The sequence below is a fragment of the Glycocaulis sp. genome (assembly GCF_050485565.1).
GTDB lineage: Bacteria > Pseudomonadota > Alphaproteobacteria > Caulobacterales > Maricaulaceae > Glycocaulis.
In genome coordinates this window covers 71,860-80,286 of sequence record NZ_JBJHBQ010000011.1, presented here as the reverse complement: position 1 = coordinate 80,286, position 8,427 = coordinate 71,860, and the positions used below count along the sequence as shown (strand labels likewise).

The following is an 8,427-nucleotide window of genomic DNA, read 5'->3' as shown; positions in this document are numbered from 1 at the left end:
TTCGAGCAGCAGCAGGCCATCTTCATGGCGGCACAGCGCGGTCAGGCCCGCCAGCAATTCCAGACCATTGCCCGCTCTGCCGGCCTGTCTGACCAGGAATTCCGCGCCTGCATGTCCGATGAGAGCGCGGTAGACGCCATCAACGAGTCCAATCAGCGCGCCGCGCGTGATGGCATCAATGCGACCCCGACCTTCATCATCAATGGCGAGCGGGTGGAAGCCAACCGCGCGCCGGACGGCTCCGGCGTGGTGTATTTTGCGGGCAATGCGGCCATTGAGGACGATCAGGGTTTCATCCCGGCGCAATTCACGGGCGACACCTTCTCGCGAATCATCGAGTATTTCCGGTCTCGCGACGAGCAATAGCTCCCTCGCGGTTCGGTGGCATGGTGAAGCCAGTAGCGGATGACTGCAAAGCAGCGGCGCGGGGCTTCAGGCGGGTTTCTGGAGGCGTCTGGTGAAGTTCACCCGTCTGCGCGTTACAGGCTTCAAGTCCTTCGTCGACCCGGCGGAGCTGCGCATTGATGCGGGGCTGACCGGCGTTATCGGCCCGAATGGCTGCGGCAAGTCCAACGTGCTCGAAGCCCTGCGCTGGGTGATGGGGGCAACTTCTGCCAAATCACTGCGCGGCGGCGGGATGGAAGATGTCATCTTCTCCGGCACGGCGACCCGCCCGGCCCGCGACCGCGCCGAAGTGATCCTCTCAATCGACAATTCGGATCGCCGCGCACCGGCCCGCTTCAACGATGCGGATATTCTGGAAGTCACGCGCCGCATCACGCGCGGCAAGGGTTCTGACTACAAGATCAATGGCGAGGAAGTGCGCGCCAAGGACGTGCAGCTGCTCTTTGCCGATGCAGGCACCGGCGCGAACTCGCCCGCCCTCGTACGTCAGGGTCAGATCAGCGAGCTGATCAACGCCAAGCCGGAAAACCGCCGCCGGGTCCTTGAGGAGGCTGCTGGCGTGGCCGGTCTTCGCGCCCGGCGCCACGAAGCCCAGCTGCGCCTGAACGCGGCTGAAACCAATCTGGACCGGCTGCAGGAAGTCGTCGATACGCTGCAGAGCCGCTATGAGGGCCTGCAGAAACAGGCCCGGCAGGCAGGGCGCTACCGCAAGCTGTCGGCCGATATCCGCGAGCTGGAAGCGGTGCTCTGGCTGCGCCGCTGGCATGAAGCCAGTGAGGCGGCAATCAGCGCCCGCGAGCATCTGGCCGCCTGCGAAGCCCTGGTGGCGGACGCCGCCAGCCTTGCCGCATCAGCCACCAGCGCTGCCGAAGCAGCGGCCAACGCCGTCGCCCCCTTGCGCGAACGCGAGGCAGAAGCCTCCGCCGCCTTACGTCTTCTCGAACGCGAGCGCGACACGCTGGAGCGCGATATCGATCAGGCCAGAGCCAATATCGAGCGGCTGACAGCGCGTCTGGAAGAGCTGGCGGTCAACAAGGCACGCGAAGCGGAACTGTCACAGGAAGCGGCGCAATCACTGGAGCGCGTGCGCACCTCGCTCAAGACGCTGCAGGACGAGCTGGCCGGCGATGCTGAAGCCCAGGCCAGAGCCGAAGCAGCCATGACAGATGCCGAAACCCGGCGCAGCCAGGCCGAGCAGAAGCTGGACGAAGCCAGCGCGCGCCTGGCCGAGGTGAAAGCGGCCCGCGAAGCGGCCCGGCGCGATGCCGACAATGCCCGCCGCCGCCACGAAACACTGCGCCGCGAGGCCGACGAGGCCGCCGCGCGCGCCGCCGAACTGCCCGAGTCTGACGGCCCAAGCCTTCAGGAGCTGGAAAGCGCAGTCAGCGAGGCCGGTATCGCCGCCGAGAAGGCCGCTGAGGCGTTCGCCGAGGCAGAAGAAGCAGCCCAGACACAGACCGATGCGGCCAACACCGCCCGCGATGCCCTGCGCGCGGCGGAAGCCGAAACACAATCGCTCTCACGTGAAGCCGACAGCCTGCGCCGTCTGGTCGCCTCGGGCGATAATGATGACGGGCTGGTTGAGCAGGTGCGCGCAAAGCCCGGCACCGAAAAGGCATTGGCCGCCGCGCTGGGCGATGATCTGGAGGCCGGGCTGTCAGCAGAAGCCGCCCGCCGCTGGACCGGAACGAGCGCCCTGCCCCCGGCTCTTCCCTCCGGCGTGACGGCGCTCAGCGAAGTTATCGACGCACCGTCAGCGCTGAAAGCGCGGCTGGAATCGATCGGTCTGGTTGACGAGGCTGATCTCGACCGGCTGGCCGATCTGCTCAAGCCCGGCCAGCGGTTGGTGACGATGGAAGGCGCATTGCGCCGCTGGGACGGGTTCGCCGCCAATGCCGGTGCGCCATCCAGCGCCGCCATCCGCCTGGAAACGCGCAACCGGCTGGAGACAATTCTGGCCGAGCTGGAAGCGGCACGGACACGCGAGGCCAGCGCGCGTGCAGAGCACGACAAAGCCGCTCAGTCAGCCAGCGGGTCTGCAACCGCGCTGCGCGCTGCCCGCGAAGCGCTCGATGAGGCCCAGCGGAACGTACGAGAGACCGAACGGGTCTTGAGCGAGGGCCGGGAAGCCGCCGTGCGCGCCGAGGCGCGCCGCGCCAATCTGACAGATACCGCCCGCCGGCTGGACACCGAGGCCAGTGGCGCGAAAGACGCGCTGGAGCGCGCCGAATCCGCGCTGAAAGCCGCCATGGACGCCGATGATGGCAGCGTGGCGCTGGAAGCGGCGCGTACACTGGCCGAGCGCGCCCGCGCCGCCGCCGCCGATGCCCGCGCCGCCCTCGAATCGGCACGCCGCGACGCCCAGAGCCGCCGCCACCGCATTGCCGGGCTGGAGCGCGAGGAAGCTGAATGGTCCCGCCGCGCGCAGAGCGCCGCCGAACGCCTGACCGGGATCAACAGTGCTGAAGCCGAGACGCGCAGCGCCCTTGGCGACGCCGAAGCGGTCCCTGCCCGGCTGGAAGACCGCCGCAGCGTGATCTTCGACCAGCTGGGCGAAGCCGAATCGCGCGCGCGTCTGGCGCGCTCCGAGGTTGAAGCCGCCGAAACCGCCCTGCGCGAGGCCGATACAACCCTGCGCGCCGCAGAACGCGAGGCCAGCAGCGCCCGCGAGGCACGCGCCGCCGCCGCCGCCACGCTGGAAGGCACACAGACCCGCATCACCGAAACGGCTGAACGCCTCGCCGATGCAACGGGTGAAACACCGCAAGCCCTGCAGACCCGGTCCGGCCAGAGTGAGTACGCGAACCTCTCTTCTGCTGAGCTGGAGCGCCGTCTGGACGAGACCCGCCTGTCCCGCGAGCGGCTGGGCGCTGTCAACCTGCGCGCGGACGAGGAAGCCGAAGAACTCACTTCGGAGCGAGACCGGCTGACCGCCGAACGCGACGATCTGGTGGAGGCCGTAGCGCGCCTGCGCAAGGCCGTCGATACGCTGTCGCGCGAAGGCCGCGCGCGGCTTCTGGCCGCATTCGAGGTGGTGGACGGACATTTCCGCCAACTCTTCTCCACGCTCTTTGGCGGGGGCGAGGCCGAGCTGCGCCTGACCGAGCATGATGATCCGCTTGAAGCCGGCCTTGAGATCATGGCCTGCCCGCCGGGCAAGAAGATGGAGACCATGTCGCTCATGTCCGGCGGGGAGCAGGCGCTCACCGCTACCGCGCTGATCTTTGCGGTGTTTCTGTCAAACCCGGCACCCGTCTGTGTTCTGGACGAGGTGGATGCGCCACTGGACGATGCCAATGTCGACCGCTTCTGCCGGATGCTGGAGGAAATGCGCGAGCTGACCGATACGCGCTTCCTCATCATCACCCACAATCCCGTCACGATGAGCCGGATGGACCGGCTGTTCGGCGTGACCATGGGTGAGCAGGGCGTATCCCAGCTGGTCTCGGTAAACCTGCGTGCGGCAGAAGCGCTCCTCGCAGCCGAATAGGCAAAATTGCCTTATTTATCAGAACCTTGAAGCGCTCCTCCCGTCACTTGACTTGCCTATACCGCGCTTATAGTGTGCGCGCACTTTCCGGGGGGAGTGTCCTTTTCGGGAAGTGACAGGCAGCCATGTCCCGCCCTAGCGATCATACGAGCAATCCAGACCCCGACGATTTCGAACACCGTCTTGCCGGCAAGCTGAAGGCGCGCCAGGAGCGGGAAGCGAAAGAGAATGCCGGGCCTTCGGGTTGGTCTCAAGGAGTACGCTATGGCTCTGAGTTTTTCGGCGGTGTTCTTGCCGGAACGGGACTCGGCCTGCTTGCAGACCATTTTTTCGGCTGGTCGCCCTTCGGGCTGCTGGCCGGAATGATACTCGGTTTCGCTGCCGGAGCGGTAAATATCGTGCGCGCAGTGAAGTCGATGCAGAACTAGCTCTTGCGCTTCGCGCTCTGTCGCGATAGGCGCACGTCACGTTTTCTGGGCTGGCCGGATTTCCGGCGCGCCGCATCACAATCGAGGGGCCGGGCGTGGCTGACACCAACCCGATCAAGCAGTTCGAAATTCATCCCATCGCTGATCTGAGCGTGGGCGGGCTGGATCTGTCTTTTACCAACTCCAGCTATTTCATGGTGCTGGCCGTGGGCCTGACCGTGGGCCTTCTGGCGATCGCGACCTCGCGCGCTGCCCTGGTACCGGGGCGCGCCCAGTCGGTCGCCGAGATCCTCTACGAGTTCATCGCCGACATGGTGCGCAGTTCTGCGGGCACTGACGGGCTGCGCTTCTTCCCGCTGGTCTTCACCCTGTTCGCCTTCATCCTGATGGCCAACATGCTGGGCATGATGCCCTACTTCCCGGCCCCGGATTTCCACGGCTTCACCGTGACCAGCCACCTCATCGTCACGGTTGCGCTCGCGCTTCTGGTGATGGCGGTTGTGGTCGGATACGGCCTGTTCAAGAACGGGCTGAAATTCTTTTCCATCTTCTTCCCGGCGGGCGTTCCTGTCCCGCTCTACGTGATCGTGACGCCGATCGAGATTATCTCCTTCCTGTCGCGTCCGATCTCGCTGTCCATCCGTCTGTTCGCCAACATGCTGGCCGGTCACATCCTTCTGAAGGTGTTTGCCGGCTTCATCGTCATGCTGGGCGCGGGCGGCGGCGTACTGGCCGCGGTCGGCATCCTGCCGCTGCTGATGGTCGTCGCGCTGACAGCGCTGGAATTCCTGGTTGCCTTCCTGCAGGCCTACGTGTTCGCCGTTCTGACCTGCATCTACCTCAACGACGCCCTCCATCCCGGGCATCACTGATCCATCCATCCCGTTATCCCAACTACTTCACTATCAAGGAGCTACCTCAATGGAAGCGGAAGCCGCAAGATACATTGGTGCCGGTCTGGCCTGCCTGGGCATGCTGGGTGCCGCCATCGGCGTGGGCAATATTTTCGGATCGTTCCTGCAAGGCGCGATGCGTAACCCGGCTGCAGCCCCGGCGCAGTTCGGCAATCTGATCTTCGGCTTCGCCGTGACGGAAGCCATGGGCATCTTCTCGCTGCTGATCGCCCTGCTGCTCCTGTTCGCGTTCTAGGAACCGGAAAGCATTCGGGACGGGCTCGCCCCGCCCCTGACGGACTGACGCGCCTCTGCGGTTGACGCAGGGGCGCGTTATGGCGGTTCACAGGAGACCGGCACGCTATGGCACAACCGAGCCCACCTGCGGGATATGAAGACGCCGCCGCTGGCGTGTTCCCGCCCTTCGATCCGACATACTTCGCGTCCCAGCTCTTCTGGCTGGCGATCAGCTTTGCTGTCCTCTACTTCCTGCTCTCACGCTGGTTGCTGCCGCGTATCGGCTCGACCATCGAAGAGCGTAAAGACCGCATTGCTGACGATCTCGATGCTGCCGCCAGCCTGAAAACACAGGCCGACGACGCGGTGAAGGCTTACGAAAAGTCTCTGGCTGATGCCCGCGCGAAAGCGCAGGCGGTGGGCGCAGGAGCCCGCGCAGAAGCCGAACGCGAAGCCGCCGCCGAAACCGCATCGATGGAAGCCGAGCTGGACCAGCGCCAGAGCGATGCCGAGGCGCGTATCGCCAAGGCCCGCAATGCGGCCCTGTCCGAAGTGCGCAATGTGGCGGCCGATGTTGCCAGCACGGTCACCGAGCACCTCGCCGGTCTGAAGGTGAAGCGCGAAGACGCTGAATCTGCCGTAGACGCGGTTCGCGGCCAGGAGGCAGCACGATGAGCTATCTTCTTCAGGACACGTCTTTCTGGGCCTTTATCGGCCTGGTCGCCTTCTTCGCCATTATCTGGCGTTTCGGCGTTCACAAGGCCATCGCCAAGGGCCTCGACAGCCGCGCCGACGCCATCCGCACCGAGCTGGACGAGGCACGCCGCCTGCGCGAGGAAGCCCAGGAAATGCTGGCCAAATATGAGCGCCAGCAGCGCGACGCAGCCAGCGAAGCCGAAGAGATCGTGAAAAAGGCCAAGCTGGACGCCGAGTTCATCCGCGAGAACGCCCGCAAGGAACTGGCCCAGCGTATCGAGCGCCGTACCGCCCTTGCCGAGCAGCGCATCGCACAGGCAGAGGCCCAGGCCGCCAAGGACGTGAAAGCGCTGGCCGCGGACATCGCGGTTGAGGCAGCGGCAAAGCTATTGTCAGAAAACCTCACCAAGACGCAGCGTAACGCGCTGGTGAAAGACGCCGCTGGCGAGCTGGCCGAACGGCTGAACTAGGGCCTGTACTCATATCACCGGATACGAAAACGGGGCCAATTGGCCCCGTTTTTTTTTGCGCCTGAGGACTTTTTAGTCCTTCTCGCCAAACATGCGCTTTACCCGGTTCCAGACCGGCGGAAAGCGTTTCAGGACGCCTGTCACGACCCCGTGGGCGGTGCGCGACGAGGCTGCCAGCAACAGGGCAGCGAGAATGAAGAGCGGAATGCCCAGCGGGATGGGCAGGAAGAAGAGCGGAATCGAAACCGCCATCAGGAACAGGCCCAGCGCAACGCCAATCGCGCGCAGCACGAGAACGATAATCCCGCCAATGCGGGATTTGCTGAACTCGTTGACTGCATCATTCATGACCAAAGCTGTCTCCCTGGGCGCGGAACGGACCCTCCCGCCATATGTGAGCCGCTGACCAGAGGCTGCAAGGCGGTCAGCAGCTGATTCCGGGCACGTGTTGCATTCTGGCGATCATCCGCATGCCAATTGTGGCGCAAATGCGGACGGCAGGCGGGCCTCGGCGCTCTTCTGTCGAATAACCCGCCCCGGCAAGGGCCGGTTCCCACATGGGTATACAACTCATCGCGATTGAGCCAGCTTGCGCCGCACGCCGATTGCCTGCCTCCAGCCGCTTCTATAGCGTCCGTTCAAGGCCATATCTGGAGCCCGAATGCACGCAGCCATCATGCCGCTTCACGCATTGCAGTCCTTACGGGCTGTGGCTGCGCTGCTTGTGCTGGCCGGGCATGGCGCGCAGATCAGCGCGCGGTTCTTCGCCGAGCCGGTTACCAGCGGGCAGTGGACGCTGGGCTTTGCCGGTGTCGACCTGTTCTTCGTCATTTCAGGCTTCGTGATGGTCTATATCACGCAAGGCAAGCCGCGCGGCGATGCCCGCTTTATCGGGCGCTTTGCCTATGCGCGTTTCACCCGCATCTACCCGGTCTACTGGTTCTTCACCGCGCTCGCGCTCGCGGCCTACCAATTCATCCCCGCCACGCTGAACCGGGAGCTGGCCGATCTGCATATCTGGCAGTCCTTTACCCTGTGGCCGATAGAGAATGCGCTGCCGGTCCTGCATGTCGGCTGGACGCTGACCCACGAGATATATTTCTACGCGGTGTTCGCGCTGATCCTCGTCTTTCCGGAGCGCTGGCTTCCCGCCCTTCTGGCGGGCTGGGCCGCATGCGTGATTGCAGGCTCGCTGATGCTGGATGGCCTGCCTGCCATCGGCGCGCTGATAGTGAGCCCACTAACGATAGAGTTCATTCTGGGCGCGCTGGCCGGCATGTTGATCTGTTCGGGCGAGAAGCGCTTTGCCCGCACTGCCCTCGTGATCGCTGCACTGTGGCTGGCCGCCGCTGCATGGCTGATATGGCCCGAGCACGCCGGAGCCTTCCCGTCTGGCTGGGCGCGCGTTGCCGCCTTCGGCGTCCCTTCAGCACTGATCGTTTATGGCGCCGTCAGCCTGGAGATGCAGGGCAGGCTGAAACCGCCCGGCTGGCTGGTGATACTGGGGGACTGGTCATACGCGCTCTACCTCTCGCACCTGCTGGTCCTGTCCGGCCTCGTGCGGATATGGGTGAGCGTCCTGCCAGACTTCGGACCGCTGGCGAATCTCGCCTTCCTCATCGTGTCTCTGGTGGTGTGCATCGCAGTGTCAGGCGCAGCGTTCCGCCTGCTGGAATATCCAGCCCTGAAGGCTACGCGAAAGCTGGGCGACCGGCTGTTTGAGGGGCCGCACCGCCAGAAGCGCGCACCGGCGGGTCACGAGGATCCGGACGTCCAGACAGGACAGACCGGATCCCCTGAGCGGTAGC

General features: G+C 64.9%; 9 protein-coding genes. 8 read left to right on the top strand and 1 reads right to left on the bottom strand.

The genetic code is table 11. The features are described from left to right. The 7 genes from ACQ5ID_RS12375 to ACQ5ID_RS12345 form a co-directional block, all read left to right on the top strand. On the top strand, window positions 1–366 hold a 366-nt coding region (locus ACQ5ID_RS12375), incomplete at its 5' end, for a DsbA family protein (protein ID WP_429912746.1). Window positions 367–457: 91 nt separating this feature from the next. Further along, window positions 458–3,895, top strand: a complete 3,438-nt coding sequence (gene smc, locus ACQ5ID_RS12370) for a chromosome segregation protein SMC (RefSeq protein ID WP_429912745.1) — start codon at window positions 458–460, stop codon at window positions 3,893–3,895. A 125-nt stretch (window positions 3,896–4,020) separates the two neighbouring features. Beyond that, window positions 4,021–4,323, top strand: a complete 303-nt coding sequence (locus ACQ5ID_RS12365) for an AtpZ/AtpI family protein (RefSeq protein ID WP_429912744.1) — start codon at window positions 4,021–4,023, stop codon at window positions 4,321–4,323. Between the two features lie 95 nt (window positions 4,324–4,418). Then, entirely contained in the window at window positions 4,419–5,195 is a 777-nt protein-coding gene (locus tag ACQ5ID_RS12360; RefSeq protein ID WP_429912743.1) for a F0F1 ATP synthase subunit A, read from the top strand. Window positions 5,196–5,244: 49 nt separating this feature from the next. Next, window positions 5,245–5,472: a F0F1 ATP synthase subunit C gene (locus ACQ5ID_RS12355; protein WP_371394125.1), complete on the top strand. Its 228-nt coding sequence runs from the start codon at window positions 5,245–5,247 to the stop codon at window positions 5,470–5,472. Between the two features lie 107 nt (window positions 5,473–5,579). Further along, window positions 5,580–6,128: a F0F1 ATP synthase subunit B gene (locus ACQ5ID_RS12350; RefSeq protein ID WP_429912742.1), complete on the top strand. Its 549-nt coding sequence runs from the start codon at window positions 5,580–5,582 to the stop codon at window positions 6,126–6,128. Then, window positions 6,125–6,619, top strand: coding sequence for a F0F1 ATP synthase subunit B (locus ACQ5ID_RS12345; protein WP_429912741.1), 495 nt, complete (start codon window positions 6,125–6,127; stop codon window positions 6,617–6,619). The genes ACQ5ID_RS12350 and ACQ5ID_RS12345 overlap by 4 nt, the downstream gene beginning before the upstream one ends. 72 nt (window positions 6,620–6,691) lie before the next feature. On the opposite strand, the gene ACQ5ID_RS12340 is transcribed toward ACQ5ID_RS12345, so the two are convergent. Then, window positions 6,692–6,967, bottom strand: coding sequence for a hypothetical protein (locus tag ACQ5ID_RS12340; RefSeq protein WP_429912740.1), 276 nt, complete (start codon window positions 6,965–6,967; stop codon window positions 6,692–6,694). A gap of 313 nt (window positions 6,968–7,280) precedes the next feature. On the opposite strand from ACQ5ID_RS12340, the gene ACQ5ID_RS12335 reads away from it, so the two are divergent. Beyond that, a complete protein-coding gene (locus tag ACQ5ID_RS12335; protein WP_429912739.1) occupies window positions 7,281–8,426 on the top strand; it encodes an acyltransferase family protein in 1,146 nt (381 codons plus the stop codon). The last annotated feature ends 1 nt before the right edge of the window (window position 8,427 follow it).